General features: G+C 34.5%; 14 protein-coding genes and 1 pseudogene. 13 read left to right on the top strand and 2 right to left on the bottom strand.

Going from position 1 to position 19,893, the window contains the following annotated elements; translation table 11 throughout:
• Window positions 1-117: 117 nt before the first annotated feature.
• Together IRZ80_RS17510 and IRZ80_RS17505 are read left to right on the top strand one after the other, a co-directional pair.
• Window positions 118-924 (top strand): hypothetical protein, encoded by an 807-nt coding sequence (locus IRZ80_RS17510; protein ID WP_194643060.1) that lies wholly within the window; start codon window positions 118-120, stop codon window positions 922-924.
• Window positions 925-1,088: 164 nt separating this feature from the next.
• Window positions 1,089-1,550 (top strand): DUF1493 family protein, encoded by a 462-nt coding sequence (locus tag IRZ80_RS17505; protein ID WP_194643059.1) that lies wholly within the window; start codon window positions 1,089-1,091, stop codon window positions 1,548-1,550.
• A gap of 63 nt (window positions 1,551-1,613) precedes the next feature.
• Here IRZ80_RS17505 and IRZ80_RS21055 read toward each other — a convergent pair.
• Together IRZ80_RS21055 and IRZ80_RS17495 are read right to left on the bottom strand one after the other, a co-directional pair.
• Window positions 1,614-1,781 (bottom strand): annotated as a pseudogene (locus IRZ80_RS21055) (group II intron reverse transcriptase/maturase); the annotation flags it as partial.
• A gap of 225 nt (window positions 1,782-2,006) precedes the next feature.
• Window positions 2,007-2,768: a response regulator transcription factor gene (locus IRZ80_RS17495; protein WP_194643057.1), complete on the bottom strand. Its 762-nt coding sequence runs from the start codon at window positions 2,766-2,768 to the stop codon at window positions 2,007-2,009.
• Window positions 2,769-2,915: 147 nt separating this feature from the next.
• Between IRZ80_RS17495 and IRZ80_RS17490 the strand changes: the two genes are divergently transcribed.
• The 11 genes from IRZ80_RS17490 to IRZ80_RS17440 all read left to right on the top strand — a co-directional run bounded on the left by IRZ80_RS17490 (window position 2,916) and on the right by IRZ80_RS17440 (window position 19,822).
• Entirely contained in the window at window positions 2,916-3,632 is a 717-nt protein-coding gene (locus IRZ80_RS17490) for a DUF3667 domain-containing protein (protein ID WP_194643055.1), read from the top strand.
• A gap of 4 nt (window positions 3,633-3,636) precedes the next feature.
• Window positions 3,637-3,828, top strand: coding sequence for a hypothetical protein (locus tag IRZ80_RS17485; protein ID WP_194643053.1), 192 nt, complete (start codon window positions 3,637-3,639; stop codon window positions 3,826-3,828).
• A 149-nt stretch (window positions 3,829-3,977) separates the two neighbouring features.
• On the top strand, window positions 3,978-6,281 hold the full coding sequence (locus IRZ80_RS17480; RefSeq protein ID WP_194643051.1) for a DNA topoisomerase 3: 2,304 nt from the start codon (window positions 3,978-3,980) through the stop codon (window positions 6,279-6,281).
• Window positions 6,282-6,429: 148 nt separating this feature from the next.
• Window positions 6,430-6,918, top strand: coding sequence for a DUF6265 family protein (locus IRZ80_RS17475; protein ID WP_194643049.1), 489 nt, complete (start codon window positions 6,430-6,432; stop codon window positions 6,916-6,918).
• Window positions 6,919-7,094: 176 nt separating this feature from the next.
• Complete coding sequence (locus tag IRZ80_RS17470; RefSeq protein WP_194643047.1) at window positions 7,095-9,224, top strand: TonB-dependent siderophore receptor; 2,130 nt, start codon at window positions 7,095-7,097, stop codon at window positions 9,222-9,224.
• Between the two features lie 70 nt (window positions 9,225-9,294).
• Complete coding sequence (locus tag IRZ80_RS17465) at window positions 9,295-10,488, top strand: PepSY-associated TM helix domain-containing protein (RefSeq protein WP_228520945.1); 1,194 nt, start codon at window positions 9,295-9,297, stop codon at window positions 10,486-10,488.
• A 186-nt stretch (window positions 10,489-10,674) separates the two neighbouring features.
• Entirely contained in the window at window positions 10,675-10,860 is a 186-nt protein-coding gene (locus tag IRZ80_RS17460) for a hypothetical protein (protein WP_228520944.1), read from the top strand.
• 42 nt (window positions 10,861-10,902) lie between these two features.
• Complete coding sequence (locus tag IRZ80_RS17455) at window positions 10,903-13,290, top strand: TonB-dependent receptor (RefSeq protein ID WP_194643043.1); 2,388 nt, start codon at window positions 10,903-10,905, stop codon at window positions 13,288-13,290.
• A 127-nt stretch (window positions 13,291-13,417) separates the two neighbouring features.
• On the top strand, window positions 13,418-15,745 hold the full coding sequence (locus IRZ80_RS17450; protein WP_194643039.1) for a TonB-dependent receptor: 2,328 nt from the start codon (window positions 13,418-13,420) through the stop codon (window positions 15,743-15,745).
• 239 nt (window positions 15,746-15,984) lie between these two features.
• Complete coding sequence (locus IRZ80_RS17445; protein WP_194643037.1) at window positions 15,985-17,148, top strand: PepSY-associated TM helix domain-containing protein; 1,164 nt, start codon at window positions 15,985-15,987, stop codon at window positions 17,146-17,148.
• 211 nt (window positions 17,149-17,359) lie between these two features.
• Window positions 17,360-19,822, top strand: coding sequence for a TonB-dependent receptor (locus IRZ80_RS17440; protein WP_194643035.1), 2,463 nt, complete (start codon window positions 17,360-17,362; stop codon window positions 19,820-19,822).
• Window positions 19,823-19,893: the final 71 nt, after the last annotated feature.

Below are 19,893 nucleotides of genomic sequence, written 5' to 3'. Positions count from 1 at the left end.
TTAGGCTTAATGGAAAGTTGGTTTTGTGTTTTAATGATTTGGCAAATCCGAAGATTGAGCTTAATTTAGTCCCAAACCCGCTGTAGTACCAGAACGTTAGCAGAAATAATAGAAAATATGTGGTCAAAACTGAAAGAATTATTTGCATCTTCACATCCTTTGGATTTAACAATTATTGATGAAACTAATTTGAAATTGGATACTTTAGTTAAATCCTTAATGGAAGAATTAATAACTAAGAATATTTGCTTAAAGCTTGAAGGAAAAAAAGTTGAGATTATTATTCCAAAAGACTTTGGTTCTACAGTTTACAAATATGCAATTGATGAAGAAAAAGCCCATTATGATGCAAACGGATTTTCGACTTCAAACGGCAATTTCAGTATTACGACTGAAAATAATATAATTTGTTTTAAACTTATTATTAACTCTCCCGTTTTTGAGGATTCATTATATCTTAGTACAATAACTCATGAATTCACTCATGCAGTTGATTTTTCAGAATACATAAATAGATATTCAAACCCATTTTTAATGAATTCTTTTATGAAAAATAAAAATTATTATCGAGAATTTTATTTGTGGACTGAATATAACGCAAAAAAGAAAGGGTTATTAAGATACCAAAAAGAACTTGACAAGGATAACTTAAAATTATCTATTACAGTAAATGATTTTATTCATGATGTAGAAAGCGAAATTTATAGTTTGCCAAAACTATATTCTTTAATGCATTTTTTTGCTAGAGTTTTTGTTTGTAATAATCAAGGCTATAAATTTAATATGGACAATTATGTGAGTAATTTTTTAATCTGTAAGTTTGGTTCAAATGTATTTTCAATTCAAACAACCATTGAAAAAATCAAAGACTTCAAAGATTTTGAAAAAAAGAAAGTGATTCTAAAATATTTAATTTTCCCATAATAAATTACTTCTGCTAACACTTGCTACAAGAGATTTGGGCATTTGGCTTAATTAAAAAATGGTCTTGTATTTGTGATGATTTGGCAAATCCGAAAACAAGGCTTAATTTAACCCCAAACCTCTTGTAGCAAGGGAACGTTATATGCCATTTTAAAATAAAACTTATGCAAAAAGAAAGATTAGTGGAATTTGAAAAATTAAAACTTGCTTACATTACTGTAAAAAACTTTCTTGAAAAAGAGGCTGGAGAAAACGTTGAGTCTTTAAAAACCAAAATTGCCGAAGATTTAAGTTTTTATGGTGACGACAATTATTATTTGCTAACCAAGTTCGTGGAAAAGTTCGAATTAGAACATTCTAATTTCAATTATGACGAACGTTTCCATTCAGAAGGTGAAATCGCAAATTCAGAAATAGCACTTTATAACCTTTTAATCCTTTCGGTTTGGCTTCCTCTTAAGACAATTGAATTGCTAAGTTTAAATAACGTAAAAATAAATAAGCCTTCGTTTTACAAACCATCAAGAAAGGTCACCGACATGACATTTAAAGAGTTGTTGACATGGTATATAGAAGGAAAATATACAAACTCAGAAATCAAGTATGTACTAAAAAACGGCATATAATCGAGTAGACGGCTCCGCCCCTAAAGGGACGGAGTGCGCCTCTCACACCACCGTGCATACGGGTCACGTACACGGCGGTTCGCAAAGAGATGGGTTGAGTTCGATGTAAATATCGGTTAAGGATTGATAACCACGCTGTTTTAAGCGTTTCAAAGTGATGGTGGTACTCAAAATCGGGCTCTGTGCAATTGCCCAGCCCCCTTTTCTCGTTCGGCTAAATGCATAGGCATGACATACCACAATGGCTTTATAAATTCGGGCTCTGGATTATTGCAGGAATTTTTACATTGCGGGCAATTGGAGATTTTAATATGTTGGTTTTTTCAAAAAAATCAAGCTGACCAAATTTGGCAAAAATGACACAAAATATTTTTCTCCTTTATGTCTGATAATTGGAATACTGACACTAATTTTAGAATTGATCAAATAAAAAACAGCCAAGATTGGATTCAAAATTCAGATAATCTTATTATCTATCGCAAAAGAAAGTGCTTCGGTAAAATTTTTAACATCAAAAATTTCAAAAATCTTTCTTCGGTAATATTTTATCGTATCGGGTGAAACAAACATTTTTTCGGCAATCTGGTTTATCGTTAATCCTTGGGCATACAAACGAAGTACTTCCAGTTCTTTGTCTTTGAGTTTCGATTTGTCTTTTACAATCCAGACTTCGCTTGATAAATCCAATTCCCAAAAAACTGCCGAGCCTTCTTTGTTTATAATAACATTCCCGGCATTTTTATTATGAGAAACCGACACTAAACACAATGATTTCCAAACTGCCCCTTTTTGATCAAGAAAAAGCGGTGTTAGTTTATGGTTAATGAGAATTGGTTTATTGTATTTCCCTTTTAAATGAAAGTCATACGAAATACTGTATAATTTTCGCTCCTCATTATTTGGCAGTTTATCATAAAAATCAAATCCGGCATTGTTGATTGTGTTCAATAACGCTAAATCCTCTTTGTAAACATTTTTAAAATAAAATTCATACCCCATTTCAAGCACTTCTTCGGATGAATAACCGCATAAAAACAAAGGAGTATCTGAAACATATTCGAATTTCATTTTCTCATAATCGATCACATAAACACTTTGATACGTTATTTTTGCAAAAGATTTTACCACTTCCAAATAATTGCTCAGCTGAAGTCTGTCTTCATCAGTGACTGCTTTTATTTTGTTTCTGTTGAGCAATGAGTGTTTTTCATTTTCCATTTTATAAAAGTAGTAAAAACTACACAAAAGTGTAAAATGAAATTAAAAACGATTCGCTTTTTTTGCTTGGAACTTTCACTTTTTGGCATAAAGAAAAATCTTCATCCGAATCCGATTTAAAATAATTACCTGATAATTAAAAACAAAATGACCTGTAAAAACTGCAATAGCGAAGTAAATCATAACTTTTGTCCAAACTGCGGACAGCCGTCAAAACTAAAAAGAATTGATGCACATTATATTAGCCACGAAATTGAGCACGTTTTACATTTTGACCGCGGTATTTTATTCACCATCAAAGAACTTTTTATAAATCCAGGACAAAATATCAGAAACTATATTTCCGAAAACCGAAGCCGTCTGGTTAAACCGGTTATCTTCATAATTTTAACATCCTTAATTTATACGCTCATAAGCCATTTTTTTCACATTGAAGATGAATATATTAAATACGAAGGTTTAGATAAATCTGCATTTGTCAAAATTTTAGGCTGGCTTCAGGCAAATTATGGATATATGAATATTTTGACTGGCACATTCATTGCAATTTGGCTAAAAGTGTTCTTCAAAAAGTATGGTTATAACTTTTTTGAACTGCTCATAATGTTATGTTTTACAATGGGAATTTCTATGCTGATTTTTGCTGTTTTTGCCATTATTGAAGGCGTTTTTCATTTTAAATTATTGAGCCTCGCAGGAATGATTGGCATGATTTATTTAGTATGGGCAACTGGCAATTTCTTCGAAGAAAATAAGATAACTAATTATTCCAAAGCATTAATCAGTTATTTATTGGGAATGATAACATTCTTTATTCTTACATTAGCAATAGGAATATCAATTGACTTACTAACAAAACATTAAAACCATGGAAAATAAAAAAATACCGTCATTTGCATTTGCCATAGTAGCAATTATTTTAGGATCGGCATTGTTCAAGCATTTTAATTTTGAAGATATGAGTTTTCAAAAACCGCTGTTAGACGCACTATACTTAATAATTTTTGTATTCTCCGTTTACGCTCTGATGAAAAGCCGCAAAAACCGAACTGAGAAATAAAAAATAGTTATAAACAGCAAATCATTGAAACGGATATACTAAATGCGATTGCTTCGTTCCTCGCAAATAACTTACAGAACTCAATAAAAAATTCATTTCAATACCAAATTCTAAATTCCTAATTTCGCCTTCAAATTAAGAAGAGAAAAATGAAGGTCTGTATTGCCGAGAAACCAAGTGTAGCACGCGAAATTGCATCCGTTTTGGGTGCCAATACCAAGCACGATGGCTATTACGAAGGCAATGGTTATGCGGTGACTTACACTTTTGGGCATTTATGCACCTTAAAAGAACCGCATGATTACAAACCCAACTGGAAAAGCTGGGATCTGAACAATCTGCCGATGCTTCCTGAAAAATTCGAAACCAAAGTGGTGCAGAATTCGGGAATCCAAAAACAGTTCAAAATCATAAAAAGTCTGTTTGACAAAGCCGAAGTGGTCATCAACTGCGGGGATGCCGGACAGGAAGGAGAACTCATTCAGCGCTGGGTGATGAACGAAGCGCAATACAAAGGCGAGATACAGCGCCTTTGGATTTCGTCCCTAACCACAGAAGCCATAAAAGAGGGTTTCGAAAACCTGAAACCATCCGCCAATTACGACAATTTATACTATGCTGGATTTTCCAGAGCCATCGGCGACTGGTTATTGGGTATGAATGCTACTCGTTTGTACACAGTAAAACACGGCGGTTACAAACAAGTGCTATCTATCGGACGCGTGCAAACGCCTACACTGGCAATGGTTGTGGATCGTTTTAAGGAGATCGAAAATTTTAAACCACAGCCCTACTGGGAACTGCAGACCTTATACCGAGAAACACTTTTCAGCTATGAAGAAGGCCGTTTTCTAAAAAAGGAAGACGGAGAGATTCTAGCCGAAAAAGTTAAGGAAAGTGATTTCGAAATTGTTTCTGTCGAGAAAAAGAATGGTAACGAATATGCTCCGAAGCTTTTTGATTTAACGGGTTTGCAGGTATACTGCAACCAGAAGTTTGGTTTTTCGGCAGAAGAAACACTCAAGATTGCGCAGACTTTATACGAACAAAAAGTAATTACGTATCCAAGAGTTGACACGACTTTTCTGCCAAATGACATTTACCCAAAAGTACCAGGAATTCTAAAAAATCTGACGAATTACAGTCAATTAACTCAGTCAGTTTTAGAAAAAAAAATAAAAAAATCTCCGAAGGTTTTCAACGACAAAAAAGTAACAGACCACCATGCAATTATTCCAACGGGAGTGCAAAACAATCTGCCGTACAACCAGCAGCAGGTTTATGATATTATTGTGAAGCGTTTTATCGCTGTATTTTATGATGATTGTTTGGTTGCCAATACGACTGTAATTGGAAAAGCGGCCGATGTTACTTTTAAAGCCACCGGAAAAGAAATCTTGAAAAAAGGGTTTCGCGTAGTTTTCGAAGATCCGAATACCAAAGAAAAAGAAGCCGATATATTACCAAGTTTTGCTGTGGGTGAAAAAGGGCCGCACCAGCCATCCTTTCTGCAGAAAGAGACCAAACCGCCCAATCAGTTTACCGAAGCGACTTTACTGCGCGCCATGGAAACAGCAGGCAAACAGATAGATGATGAAGATCTCCGTGAACTGATGAAAGAAAACGGAATTGGCCGTCCGTCAACTCGGGCAAACATTATTGAAACGCTTTTCAAACGCCAGTATATTGTCCGGAACAAAAAACAGGTATTGCCTACTCCAACGGGAATTCAGCTGATTGAAACCATTCAGAATGAATTAATAAAATCGGCAGAACTTACCGGTTCTTGGGAAAAGCAGCTGAAAGATATTGAAAAAGGCGAATTTACCGTTGGTGCATTTATCAAAAACATGAAAAACATGGTCGAAGCTCTGATCTATGAAGTGCGGAGCGAGACGAGACGCGCCAATATTTCACACGCTGCAGCGGTTCAGAAACCAGCTGTAAAAGCCGAAAAAAAGAAAGCGGATGGAATTTTGGCGGAAGCCTGCCCAAAATGCCAGAAAGGAAATATCCTAAAAGGGAAATCGGCCTACGGATGCAGTGAATACAAATCGGGCTGTGATTTTGTGATGCCGTATGTTTTTGAAGGTAAAAAAATTTCCGAAAACCAATATTTACGGTTGGTCCAAAAAGGATCAACTGTAAATATAAAAGGCTTCAAATTGGATTCTGAAACAGTCGAAGGCTTAATCCGCTTTGAAGAAAATTATAAACTTAAATTAGAACCAAAGAAAACAGAACCAAAAGCTAAACCCGCATCCGATTCAGATTCATTGACCTGCCCAAAATGTAAAAAAGGAACTATTCTGAAAGGAAAAACCGCTTATGGCTGTGGTGAATACAAATCCGGCTGTAATTTTAAAGTAACTTTTGACGAAGTCAGAGCAAAACTGAAAGATCAAAAACCGACTAAAGAATTGGTTTATAATATTTTAACGAAAAGTGTTTAGATTTATTTAACCGCAAGGAACGCAAAGGAAGCGCAAGGAACGCAAAGCTTTGCGAACTTAGCGTAATTCTTTGTTCCCTTTGCGGTTTAGAACGCAAACTATTTTTCATAAATTAGCATATCCAAAATAACACCTAAACACTCACAATATGTTTCAAAAAGCAACTCTAACACTTCTTTTATTAGCCATTGTTTCCTGCAAGAACTCAGAAACTACAGAGAAAGACCAAATAAAATCTGCCAATTGGTTATTAGGGAAATGGGAATCCAAAATCGATGAAGGCGATCTTTCAGAAAACTGGAAACAAGTCAATGACAGTACTTTTCAAGGAGAATCATTTTTCATTAAAGGAAAAGACACCTTGCATTTTGAGTCCATAACACTGCAGCAAAAAGGAGAAGAATTATTTTATAACGCCACTGTAAAGGGACAAAACGAAAACAAAGCAGTTCCTTTTAGACTAACGTCGAAAACTGAAAAACAATTGGTTTTTGAAAATCCAAAACACGATTATCCTCAAAAAATCATTTATACACAAATAAGCAAAGACAGTCTTGTTGCTTCCATTTCGGGAGTCCAATTAGGGAAACCAAGCGCAGAAAAATTCGGAATGAAAAAGGCTGAGTCAGAAAAATAACAGTCTTAATTTTACAAAAGAAGAAACCTTACCTCAAAAAGTAAGGTTTTTTTGTTTTATAAACACACGTAAATCACACACTTATCTTTTTTATTTGTAATTAATCTAAATAAACATTGTTAAATTAAGTATAATTTTTACATTTGTGCTGTTATTTTAAATTAATCTAAATAAAAATGAAGAATGTAATTTTAATCTCCACCATTATGCTTTTTTCAATAGCCGGTTATTCCCAGCAAACTGCTAAAGACAGCATAAGTAAGTTAAATGAAGTACACATCACCAACAAGTACAAATACAAAAGAGAAAAAAGCACTACCGTTTCCAAAATGCCTCTAAAGGATATTGAAAACCCACAAGTTTACAACACCGTTACAAGTGAATTATTGAAAGAACAAGTGGTTACAAACCTTAACGATGCTCTTAAAAATGCAACAGGTATTACCCGTCTCTGGGAATCTACAGGCCGTGGTACCGACGGAGCAGAATATTTCAGTATGAGAGGTTTTGCAGTACAGCCTACAATGACAAATGGATTGCCAGCTGTAACAAATGCAACAGTAGATCCTATCAATGTTGATAATATTGAAGTAATGAAAGGACCGTCTGGAACTTTATACGGAAGCAGCTTAATTTCTTACGGCGGGCTGATTAATATTGTAACTAAAAAACCATATGATTTTTTTGGAGGTGAAATAAGTTACACTTCCGGAACTTATGGGCTTGACAGAGTTACGACAGATATAAATGCTCCCCTAGGCCAAGGATTTTCTGTTCGCCTTAATGCCGCTTATCAAAATGAGAATTCATTCCAGGATGCAGGATTCAGTAAATCTTTTTTCTTTGCTCCTTCTTTGAGTTATAAAGTAAATGACAAATTATCATTCTTAGTAAATACTGAATTTTCAAGCAGAAACTCAGCAAATGCTCCAATGGTTTTCTTAAATAGATATGTTCCTCTATCATTCCATTCTATGGATTTGTTCGAACAAAATTATAAAAAATCATATACTTCAAATGATTTAACTATTAGCAACCCATCATTTAATATGCAGACTCAGATGTTCTATAAAATATCTGACCAATGGACTTCGCAAACAGCTTTATCAAGAAGTACAACTAAATCTGAAGGTTATGGTTCTTATCTTTGGGATGGTGGAGATGGAGATCATTTTGGCAGATTCGTTAATGAAGCAAACAGCCAAACCAATACTACTGACATTCAGCAGAACTTTATTGGTGATTTCAAAATCGGTTCTCTAAGAAATCGAATAGTAGTTGGACTGGATTATTTTGGTTCAAAGATCCAAAGTGGAGGTTCTGGCTGGTTAGCCAATGGAGTAGTATCACTTAAAGACCAAACTGACACCGGAGATTTAACTCAAGGCGGTATTGACGGAATACTAAAAGGATCTTTTCAAGGAAATTCAACGGCCGAAACACAAGTTTTAAGTGCTTATGCTTCAGATGTTCTTAATGTAACAGATCGTCTTTCTGCAATGGTAAGTTTAAGAATTGATAATTTTAAATCTACTACTGGAGACGAATCAAATGACCAAACAGCATTGTCTCCTAAACTTGGAATAGTGTATCAGGTAATTGAAGATAAAGTTTCATTATTTGGAAACTATATGAATGGTTTTACTAATGTATTGCCAAAACAGATTACAATTGGCAGTGAAACAAGTGTGAGATCATTTGATCCTGAACATGCCAATCAATTTGAATTTGGATTAAAAACTAATTTATACAAAGACATCATTTCTGCAACAATAAGTTATTATGATATTGATGTAAAAGACAAAGTAATAACTGATCCTGTCACCTTTACTAACTTTATACAAGGCGGAGCCGTATATAGCAAAGGTTTTGAAGTTAGTCTTACTGCTAACCCAACCAAAGGTTTAAACTTAATTGCAGGTTTTAGCAACAACAAAAGTGAGATGACAAATGAAGTGTTTGAAGGCTCAGGATACTTAGACATGAGACCAGAAGAAGCAGGTCCAGAAACATTGATAAATTTTTGGGCAAATTATGCATTCCCTGAAGGCAATTTAAAAGGTTTTGCTCTTGGATTTGGAGGAAACTATGCTAGTGAATATGCAACTCTAAACAGATCTAATATTGGGACATTTGAATTGCCAAGTTATACAGTATTAAATTCTGTACTTTCATACAACACCAGTAAATTTGGTATCTCTTTAAAAGCCAATAATCTTTTAAATGAGAAATATTATTCAGGCTGGTCAACAATAACACCTCAACGTTTAAGAAGTGTATATGCTGGTTTAACTTATAAATTCTAGTATTAGAAATTATCATTGATTTTTAATCAGACTCCTCATTTCGATGGGGAGTTTTTTAACGTTATTGCGAATGAAAAGTAAGTTCAAAAAAACGATCGGAAAACTGCATTTATGGCTCGGACTATCAACGGGTCTCTTGGTATTTATCATTGCTATCACCGGCTGTCTTTATGTGTTTCAGGAAGAAATCACAAATTATCTTCGAAAAGATGCTATTTTTCATAAAGAGCAAAATATAGCTTCCAAAAAAATACTTCCATTAAAAATTCTGGAAGATAAAGTAAATGCATTTACCAAGGAAAAATATCCTGTGCATTGGGCAAATATCCCAATGGATAAAAACAGAAGCTATATTTTTTATTACTACGAACACAATACCGAGGCATGGAATTTCTTTGATGAATATGTAGTATATAAATCTGTTTATATAAATCCTTTCACAGGTCAGATTCTGGGTGTTTACGATGAAACTGCCGATTTTTTCAGTATCATTAAATCATTACATTACAGCTTTTTGCTAAAAGGCGAATGGGGAACCTATGTTACAGGCATACCGACATTGATATTCGTTTTTATGCTTATTTCCGGCATTATTCTTTGGTGGCCAAAGAATAAAAATGCCCGAAAACAGCGTTTTTCTTTTCAATGGAGTAAAGTAAAAAACTGGAAAAGAAAGAATTATGATCTGCACAATATTTTAGGATTTTATGCTTCTTCATTAGCTTTTGTGATAGCATTTACTGGACTATTTTATTCTTTCTTTTTTATCCAAGCCATTCTATATATAACATTTTCCGGCGGAAGTTTAGCCTATCCTGATTTTTCAAATATTAAAACCAGAGCTCCTTTAGAAGCAAGAAATGACTTCACTCTAGACAAAATCGGCAAAAAAGTCGAAGAATTATATCCAGATGCTTTTGCGTACAGTTTGGATTTTAGCCACGAGCACATTGATGATCACGAACATCCAAATTATTCCGTTTTTGTCAAACAATTGTCTTATTCGTATCATGTTAACCACAGTCTGATATTCGATGAAAACTCGGGCGAACTACTTCATGTTCATTCGCATAAAGATAAAAATTTAGGAGAGAAAGCAGTAGCAGCAAATTATGATATTCATGTTGGAGCAATTTTTGGAATTCCTGGAAAAATTTTAGCGTTTATTCTTAGTTTAATCTGCGCTTCACTTCCTATAACTGGATTTTTGATTTGGTGGGGACGAAAGAAAAAGAAAAAAGAAACAAATCCTGTAATTGAATAGTAATTAATACTTTCTGAAATACATCTCAGCATCAAAAAACGCAGTTGAGACTTGAACAATCCAGTTATTACAGACTGGATTTTTTTAGGACAAATTAAATTATTTTTATTAATTCTAAATAAAAATAATTTGCTTGAAATTAATAAAACACAGACTTATGATAAATAACTTTTAATTCTATACATCATGTTTGATTATACCATATTAATATTAGAGAAAGTAAGTTTTGACACTCTGCTCTTTTCAAAGGAATTACAAAAGGCTATCCATACTTTGACGCCTTCAGACATTCAGAAATTAGAAAAATGGTTTTTCGATTATTCTCAGTCACATACAGAATTAGACCAATTCAAAACTTATTTTTTGAATTAAATTTTTTCAGCTAAATAAAAATTAAATAAAATCTAAATTATAATGAACAATTCAAAACTTCGAATAAAACATTTAATTCTTGTAATCTGCTTACTTCTCTTTTCGGCTGTTAGTCTTTTCGCTCAGCAGCATCACGGAAAAATAAATGGACAGATAACCACCTCAGACGGAGAACCAGCTCTCAGTGTAAACATCATTCTTAAAAATTCAAAATACTTTACGATTAGCAATGAAGATGGAACTTTTGAATTTAACAGAGTCAAACCAAATACTTATACTTTACAAGTTTCATTGACAGGTTACGAAACTACTCTGCAAGAAATAACCGTTATCGAAAACCAAACAGCAACCATAAATTTACAATTAAAGGTTTCAAATAAAGAACTGAAAGAGATAGTTATAAACACTAAGAAAGCAAATAAGTTCGCAGATAGAGAAAGCGTTTATGTAGCGCGAATGCCTCTAAAAAATTTAGAAAACTCACAAGTATACAACACCGTGAGTAAAGAATTGATAAAAGAGCAGATAGCAACAGATATGGCACAAGCCCAAAGAAACATACCCGGAGCCATACCTGGTGCAGCGGGAGGCGGGAGTGTTGGTATTGTATCCAGAGGTTTTACTAGTTATCAATCCCTTAGAAACGGCATGAATTCAGCAGCTATTGCACCGGAGGATCCTGTGAATATTGAACGCATTGAAGCTATAAAGGGGCCTGTGGGTACTTTGTTTAGTAATATTTCTACCAGTTTAGGAGGGGTTCTTAACTATGTTACCAAAAAACCATATGAAACTTTTGGAGGCGAGTTATCTTACACAACCGGCAGCTACCAGCTAAACCGCTTAACTGCAGATGTAAATACACCTCTTGATAAAGAAAAAACGCTGTTATTTAGAACGACAGCTTCTTATCAAACAAGAAATGGATATGTTAATGGTGATGGTGCGCTTTGGGCAAACAGCTATTCTTTTTCTCCTAAATTGACTTATAAAGTTAACCCAAATCTTACTTTGGATTTTGATACCGAAATTGTTAGTCAAAAATACAATGCAACTTATGTATACACCATTGGTTCGGGAGTTACTGCAAAAAGTTTAAAAGATTTACTTCCTTATGATAAAAGTTTAAGCAGCAATGGTCTTGCGAATTATAACTTTGTGAATAATATAAATGTTTCGGCAAATTATAAAATTTCCGATTATTGGACTTCTCAAACTAGTTATATGTTTTCTGAAGGGCATTATCCAAAACAATATTTATATTCAGCTGCCACTTTTACAAACAATACTACAGTTAACAGACTGATTGGATTATGGTTACCAGACAACAAATTTGGTCAAATGCAGCTACAGCAGAACTTTACTGGTGATTTTAAAATAGGAACTCTTAGAAACCGCATTGTGGCAGGTATTGACTGGTCACAATACTACTATGGATTAAATCGTCCTGCATCATTGTCAAATGGATATACAGATACAGTAGATACAACCAAACCGATTCCTGAAATTAGCCAAACACAGGTTGAGCAGGCAAATTCATTATTCAAATATAATTTTAGAAGCTCTACATTAGATCAATATAGTGCTTATGTTTCAGATGTATTAAACGTTACCGATAACTTACTGGTAATGGCAAGCTTGAGAGTTACCCGAGCTATAAATAATGGCATATATTCTCAAACAACAGGATTAACGACAGGTAATTATAACCAAACGCAATTATCTCCAAAATTAGGTATTGTTTATCAGGTACTGAAAGACAAAATTTCACTATTTACAAATTACAACAATGGTTTTATAAATGTTGCACCTGCTCCTACCGGACCTAGCGGTGATATAACTGTACTAAAACCTCAACAGGCTAACCAGGCAGAAGGCGGTGTAAAATTTAATTTATTTAACGGAAAATTAAGCAGCACATTAAGCTACTATGACATTCAGGTAACTAATGCTACTTATGCTGATCCAACAAATGTAGCCTATACTATACAAGATGGAACACAGCGCAGTAAAGGATTTGAGGCAGATATAATTGCTAACCCTATTACTGGACTGAATATTGTTGCCGGTTATGGATTTAATGAAAACATCTATACTAAAAACTCAACCGCTCTTCAGGGCAAATTCTCAACATTTGCACCAAAAAACATTGCCAGCCTTTGGATCAGTTATAAAATAATGAACGGTAAATTAAACGGCTTTGGTCTTGGTGCAGGAGGAAATTATGTAAGTGACTCTTGGTACAACACTACTAATACTTTCATATTCAACGGTTACACAGTTGCTAATGCATCTATCTTTTATAGTACAGAAAAAATTACCCTAAACCTTAAACTAAATAATATTACCAACGAAGAGTATTATATCGTAGGAACAGGTACTCCTCAAATGCTGAGAAATATTGCAGTAGGTTTTACATATAAATTGTAAAAACTCTTTTTAGTTTATGCTTAAAAAAACACCTGTTCATTTGGTAGAAACGAAATGACAGAAAGAAAAATATAGATTATAACACTTAAATTATTTTTTAACTATTAACCTATTTATATCTTAATAAATGAAATGTCTAAATTCGAGAATAGCAAAATCTTTATATACTATTAGTTTATTTTTTATTTTAACAACAACATTAATCGCTCAGCAGAATCACGGAAAAATAAAAGGAATCATAACTACCTCAGACGGACAGCCAGCCAGCGATGTAAATGTGGTTCTAAAAGATTCAAAATACTTTACGATTACCAATGAAACGGGTAATTTCGAATTTAACAGAGTAAAAACAGATACTTATACACTGCAGGTTTCGTTAACGGGTTACGAATCTATAGAAAAGGAAATAACTATTACAGAACATGAAACAGCTGCACTTAATTTACAGCTGAAAGTTTCCAACAAAGAATTGCAGGAAGTTACCATCAACAGCAGAAAAAGCAGAGTTTCTAAAAAAACAGATTACGTTGCCAGAATGCCTCTGAAAAATCTGGAAAATCCACAGGTTTATAATCTGATACCCAAAGAACTTTTTCAAGAACAGATAGCTGTTGATATTGCCGGTGCCATGAGGAATGCGCCTGGTGTAGTACCGCTTAATTATCCTTCGGGAGGATTTGCGCTTATAATGAGAGGTTTTACTGTTGGTATCAATTCCCGAAATGGTATGGAAACATTATCAGGACGCTCTTCTGTAGGCATTGCCAATGTTGAACGCATTGAAGTTCTAAAAGGCCCTTCTGGAACTTTATTCGGGTCTTCGGCATCATCTTTTGGAGGTGTAGTCAATTTGGTTACCAAAAAACCTTTTGAAACTGCGTCAACAGAAATAGCATACACTGGAGGAAGTTTTGGTCTAAATCAGCTTACAGCCGACATAAATACACCGCTTACAAAAGAAAAAAATGTACTTTTTAGACTAAATGTCGGGGTTAATAAAGAAAAAAGCTTTTTGGATTATGGGTTTAATAACAGCCTGTCCTTCACTCCCAGCCTTACTTTTAAAGCAACAGAAAAACTTACTTTTAATGTTGATGCCGAATTATACAATGTTAAAAGTACTAAGCCTTTATACCCAAGTGCAGTAGCTGCATCTGGCATAACAAATCCTGAGGATGTAAAATTGGATTACAAAAAATCACTGGTTCATGAAGATGCTGATGCCAAATCATCTGCTTCAAAAGCATTTGTTCAGGCAGAATATCAGATAGCTGACCATTGGAAATCGACAACTTTATTTTCATATGTAAGCGAAAACGTAGAATACAGTTATCAGGTTCTGCCAACATGGACTTCACCGACAGTTGTTACTGCACGTGCAACAGTTTTTGGACCAATATCAAGTAATTATACCAATATTCAGGAGAATATAAATGGTGAGTTCGAAACCGGAATCCTTAAACATAAATTTTTAGCAGGTTTCAATTACAGATACTATAGCGATACTTTTTCGTCAACGCCAACTTCGGCAGTTATCAGAACAATTGATGTAACTACAAATTTTGCTCCAATCAGAAAAAAAGAAATCGATGCCTTGTTAGGAATTCCAGCAATAAGAGCTGGAAGAAACGAATATACTGCCAGCGGTTATGTTTCGGATGTAATAAGTTATGCTGATAGAATCTCGGTAATGCTGAGCCTTCGTTTAGATAATTTTGACCGAAAAGAAAGCGGTACTACACCGGCGTACAATCAAAATTCATTATCTCCAAAGTTAGGCGTAGTTTACCAAGTAATTAAAAATCAGCTTTCAATATTCGGAAATTATATGAACGGTTTCCAAAACTTAGCACCAGTAAATCAGCCAAACGGTGAGCAGTTAATATTAGATCCTCTTTATGCAAATCAATACGAAGGAGGTATAAAAGCAGAACTTTTCAATAGAAAACTAAGCACCACTGTTAGTTATTATAATATTACAAATGACAATGCTGTAATGAGATATACTGATTTGACATACGAACAAGGCGGAAAACAGGTAAGCAAAGGATATGAATTTGAACTGATTGCAAACCCAATTCCTGGTTTAGATATTATAGCAGGCTATGGATATAATGACAACCGCATTGTAAAATCCACCACTTTTCAAGGCAATAAAGCAGCCGATGCTCCTGAAAATATGGTAAACTTTTGGGCTTCTTATAAATCGCAGAGTATTTTAAAAGGTTTAGGTATTGGTTTTGGTGCCAATTATGTGGATGAAAGTTTCATGGCAACCAGCAATACTTTTTACATTCCGTCATATACCATTTTCAACGGTACCGTTTTTTATGAACAGCCTGCGTGGAGAATCGGAATTAAACTGAATAATCTAACGAATGAAAAATACTGGAGTACTTGGGGAGCACCGCAGGCACCTACAACCTTTTTAGCAAACTTAACATTCAAGTTTTAAACCGATTAAATTTTATAAGACACCTCTATCTTTGGGTATGAGGTGTTTTTAGTTTTAAAATAAAATATGACTATCCGTGACTAATACCAAATCGATAAAATTGGCCACAGATTATAAAGATTAACACAGATTTCTAAAAAATGCATGCAAAATCTGTGAGAATCTTTATAATCAGTGGCAAAAAAACATTTAGTATGTTTTTCGGATAGTCATAAAATAAAAAGCTGTTCATATAAACAATGAAAATTAAAAAAACCATAGGAAAAATACATTTATGGCTGGGTCTGGCTTCAGGTCTTATCGTAATTATTTTAGGCATTACAGGCTGTTTGTATGTTTTTGAAGAAGAATTACGGCCTCTTGTTCACAAACATTATCATGTAGATGAAGTAAAAAAAACACCACTGCCCTTCGGTAAACTGTTAGCAATAGCAGAAACCCAATCTGAAAATCCAATTTCCGGATGCAAAATTTATAACAATAAAGACCGCACCGTTGCTTTTTGGAGTTTTAATAAATTAGAAAATAACAGCATCTGGTACTGGGACGATTACGACAGACTGTACATCTACATAGACCCGTACACAGGAAAGGTTGAAAAGCTAGAAGACTATAATTTTGAGTTTTTTTTCGTGGTTAGAATGCTGCATCAGACTCTGTTCCTAAAGCATGATATTGGTGATATAATTGTAGGCACAGCAACAATTCTGTTTGTAATTTCACTTATAACAGGCCTTATTCTTTGGTGGCCAAAAAACAAAAGCGCAGCTAAACAGCGTTTTTGGTTTCGATGGAAAGATACTACCAAATGGAAACGCAAAAATTATGACCTGCATAATATATTGGGCTATTATATGATGATTTTCGCTTTAATAATTGCGCTTACTGGTTTGGTCTGGGCTTTTGAATGGTATGATTCTGGTCTGCAATGGGCTCTCAACGGAGGCCAAACAATTGAAAAAAGCGAAAAATCAGTATCTGATACTACTCAGGTTAATTCGAAAAACAGCTTTGATAAAATTTATAATAACACTAAACACCTGCACCCAAAAGCTGACAATTACATTCTTTTTATACCTAAAGATTCGGCTGCTGCATTTAATACATTCATTAAATATGAAAACTGCTTTAACAATGCATCAATCGAATACGATCAATATTCTGGAAAAATTCTTAAAACAAATTCATTTGATAACAAAAACACAGGGGAAAAATTTCGATCTATCAATTACGATTTACATGTTGGCAGTATATTAGGATTTCCGGGTAAAATGCTAGCGTTTTTTGCAAGTTTCGTTTCGGCTGGCTTACCAATTACTGGTTTTTTAATTTGGTGGGGACGCAATAAGAAAAAGAAAAAAGATGCTGCTGAACAGGTAAATAAAAATTGCAGCAACAATTAGATCTGAATTCTCCCTCCCGCTGCCAATTATATCTATACCAGTAAACATTAACAGCGATAATTTTATTCAACAAAATTATTCATAATTAATCTAAATAACATTTGTTAAAGGATTATTAATTTTTATATTTGCTATAAAATAATTTTTATTTATTCTAAATAAAAATAAATAACCTATATATACTTTAATCATGAATTATTTAAAATTAAGAATGCCACGATTCTTATATCTAATGAGTTTCTTTTTACTATCAGCAGTAATAGTAAATGCACAGCAAAAAACCGCAGCAATAAAAGGAACTGTAAAAAACAGTCAGGGAAAAGCAGCTGAATTTGCAAATGTAGAATTAAAAGGAACCAGCAAAGGAGCAGTAACTGACGAAAGCGGTGAATACAAAATCGAAAACATTAAACCAGGAAACTATACTATAACCATCACCGGAATTGGCCTAAAAAAGAAAACACAAGATATCGAAATAACAGCCGGTCAAAGAAATTATACTTTTGATTTTGAAGTAGAAGAAAATATCGGTCAGCTGGATGAAATTGTTGTTTCAGGCTTTCGGGAACGTACTTACAGAAACGAGATGTCTGTAGCTTCATCCAAATCTAGTATTCCCCTTAAAGATTTACCTCAATCGGTAAGTTATGTTACCAAAGAACTAATTATAGACAGACAGGCTTTTCGTGTCAATGATGTTCTGAAAAATATCAGCGGGGTAAGCCTTAATAACTTTGAAAACCGCTTTTCCATAAGAGGGATTTCGGGCAACAGCTATCAGTTTATTAATGGATTAAGAGTAAGCGGAAGATCTTTTAATTCATTAAACCTAAACAACCTGGAAAGAGTTGAAGTCATGAAAGGTCCCGCATCTGCGCTGTACGGAAATACTGAACCCGGCGGATCTATAAATAATGTTACCAAAAAAGCACTGTCCGTAAATCGAAATGCTGCCAATGTAAGTGTCGGAAGTTTTCAGACTATTCGTGCCACAACCGATTTAACCGGACCTTTGAACGAATCCAAAAGTATACTGTACCGTATGAATGTAGCGTATCAAAACACGGCAACCTTCAGGGATTTACAGGAAAGAGAAGATGTTTCAATCGCACCGACCATCGCTTTTGTCCCAAGCGAAAAGACCAGAATTGATGTCGATTTTGTTTACAGCATCATAAAAGGAAGAACCGAAAGAGGACAGCCTTTATACGGTCCTTCAACAGATGGAGCGAGCCGTTTATTCACCACTCCTATTTCGCAGAGTATGTCGAGAGCGAGCGATTATTTAAAAGAAAAGACCTTTTATTTATCGGCAATTATGAACCATAAATTCAGCAGCAAGCTTTTATTGAATGTGTCTTATTTAAAGTATAAATTCTTTGAAGACATGGTTGAACACAGAGGCGGTAACGCTTATGCAGTTGATGGTGCAGGAAAAGAAATTCCTTCGCTCTTATTACAAAGTACAACCGAACGCATGCGTAACCGTTATGACGATAATCTTACCGCTTACCTAAATTATGATATCAGTACTGGAAAAATAGAACACAAATTAGTTTTAGGAGCTGATTATATTCAAAGTTTAGTACCCGTTGGCGGTACAAACGGTGTAGCATCAGGTTATAGAAATGCAGCCAATAACGGCTCAATAGCAACTTACAATCCTGCCAAAAAGAATTTGTATCTGCTGGACGCTAATGGAAACCCAGTTCCGAATGTTCCTTTTTATAATTTAGCAAATCCAGATTATTCAGCTGCCAATACTGATAATTATTTCACAACCAGAACCACAACGGCTCCTACAAAATACTTTTCACAGAGTATCTACATTCAAGATCAGATGAAGTGGAACAAACTGCAGCTGCTGTTAGGATTAAGACAAGAATTTTATACAGATTTTACTAATTACACCAAAAGCAATGAAGCCAAAGTGAAACAAGATGCTTTAATTCCTAGAGCTGGGTTAGTGTATAGTGTAATTCCTCAGATCAATATTTACGGAACCTATGTAGAAGGGTTTCAGCCACAAAGCGCAGGAACTATTGGTGCACCAGAAATTTACGGCGGACCATTTGATCCGCTTACCAGTAAAATGTTCGAATTTGGAGCAAAAAGCGATTGGTTTGACAAAAAGTTAGGAGCGAGTATCGCTGTTTACAAAATCAATCAGAATAATATTTTGGTCAATGCCAATGATCCGACAAACACACAATTATTAGAACAAAGAGGTCAGGAAACATCCAAAGGTATTGAAGTTGATATCACTGGAAATATTTTGCCTAACTTATCGATAAATGCAAATTACGCCTATAATGATGCACGCATTACCAAAACTGCTGTTCCCGCCGATATAGACAGATGGAAAGAAGCGGCACCGCATCATCAAGGAGGTTTTTGGGCAAAATACACCATTCTAAAAGGAAGCATCAAAGGATTCGGAGTTGGTTTAGGTTCGAATTTTGCATCAAAACAAAGCACCCGACTGGCTTATTTTATTCTGCCGGGTTATTCACTGATAGATGCTGCATTATATTATCAAATAAAGCAGCTGAAATTTTCCTTAAATCTGAACAATCTCCAAAACAAAGAGTATGTGGTATCACAAGCCAATGCCAATATGGTTGGACCTGGTGCACCTAGAAACTTTATGTTTAATCTTGGATATATGTTCTAAGAGTATTTGGATATAAAACAAAAAATTTAAGTCAATATGACTATTCGTAACTAATACCAAACAGATCGAAT

The organism is Flavobacterium sp. HJJ, assembly GCF_015351475.1.
Classification (GTDB): domain Bacteria; phylum Bacteroidota; class Bacteroidia; order Flavobacteriales; family Flavobacteriaceae; genus Flavobacterium; species Flavobacterium marginilacus.
This window is presented reverse-complemented; position numbering and strand designations above follow the sequence as displayed.

What these genes read in the sequence shown, in the direction of transcription:
- IRZ80_RS17510 (WP_194643060.1), top strand. Translation starts at nt 118, where the DNA reads ATGTGGTCAAAACTGAAAGAATTATTTGCATCTTCACATCCTTTGGAT.
- IRZ80_RS17505 (WP_194643059.1), top strand. Translation starts at nt 1,089, where the DNA reads ATGCAAAAAGAAAGATTAGTGGAATTTGAAAAATTAAAACTTGCTTAC.
- IRZ80_RS17495 (WP_194643057.1), bottom strand. Translation starts at nt 2,768, where the DNA reads ATGGAAAATGAAAAACACTCATTGCTCAACAGAAACAAAATAAAAGCA.
- IRZ80_RS17490 (WP_194643055.1), top strand. Translation starts at nt 2,916, where the DNA reads ATGACCTGTAAAAACTGCAATAGCGAAGTAAATCATAACTTTTGTCCA.
- IRZ80_RS17485 (WP_194643053.1), top strand. Translation starts at nt 3,637, where the DNA reads ATGGAAAATAAAAAAATACCGTCATTTGCATTTGCCATAGTAGCAATT.
- IRZ80_RS17480 (WP_194643051.1), top strand. Translation starts at nt 3,978, where the DNA reads ATGAAGGTCTGTATTGCCGAGAAACCAAGTGTAGCACGCGAAATTGCA.
- IRZ80_RS17475 (WP_194643049.1), top strand. Translation starts at nt 6,430, where the DNA reads ATGTTTCAAAAAGCAACTCTAACACTTCTTTTATTAGCCATTGTTTCC.
- IRZ80_RS17470 (WP_194643047.1), top strand. Translation starts at nt 7,095, where the DNA reads ATGAAGAATGTAATTTTAATCTCCACCATTATGCTTTTTTCAATAGCC.
- IRZ80_RS17465 (WP_228520945.1), top strand. Translation starts at nt 9,295, where the DNA reads ATGAAAAGTAAGTTCAAAAAAACGATCGGAAAACTGCATTTATGGCTC.
- IRZ80_RS17460 (WP_228520944.1), top strand. Translation starts at nt 10,675, where the DNA reads ATGTTTGATTATACCATATTAATATTAGAGAAAGTAAGTTTTGACACT.
- IRZ80_RS17455 (WP_194643043.1), top strand. Translation starts at nt 10,903, where the DNA reads ATGAACAATTCAAAACTTCGAATAAAACATTTAATTCTTGTAATCTGC.
- IRZ80_RS17450 (WP_194643039.1), top strand. Translation starts at nt 13,418, where the DNA reads ATGAAATGTCTAAATTCGAGAATAGCAAAATCTTTATATACTATTAGT.
- IRZ80_RS17445 (WP_194643037.1), top strand. Translation starts at nt 15,985, where the DNA reads ATGAAAATTAAAAAAACCATAGGAAAAATACATTTATGGCTGGGTCTG.
- IRZ80_RS17440 (WP_194643035.1), top strand. Translation starts at nt 17,360, where the DNA reads ATGCCACGATTCTTATATCTAATGAGTTTCTTTTTACTATCAGCAGTA.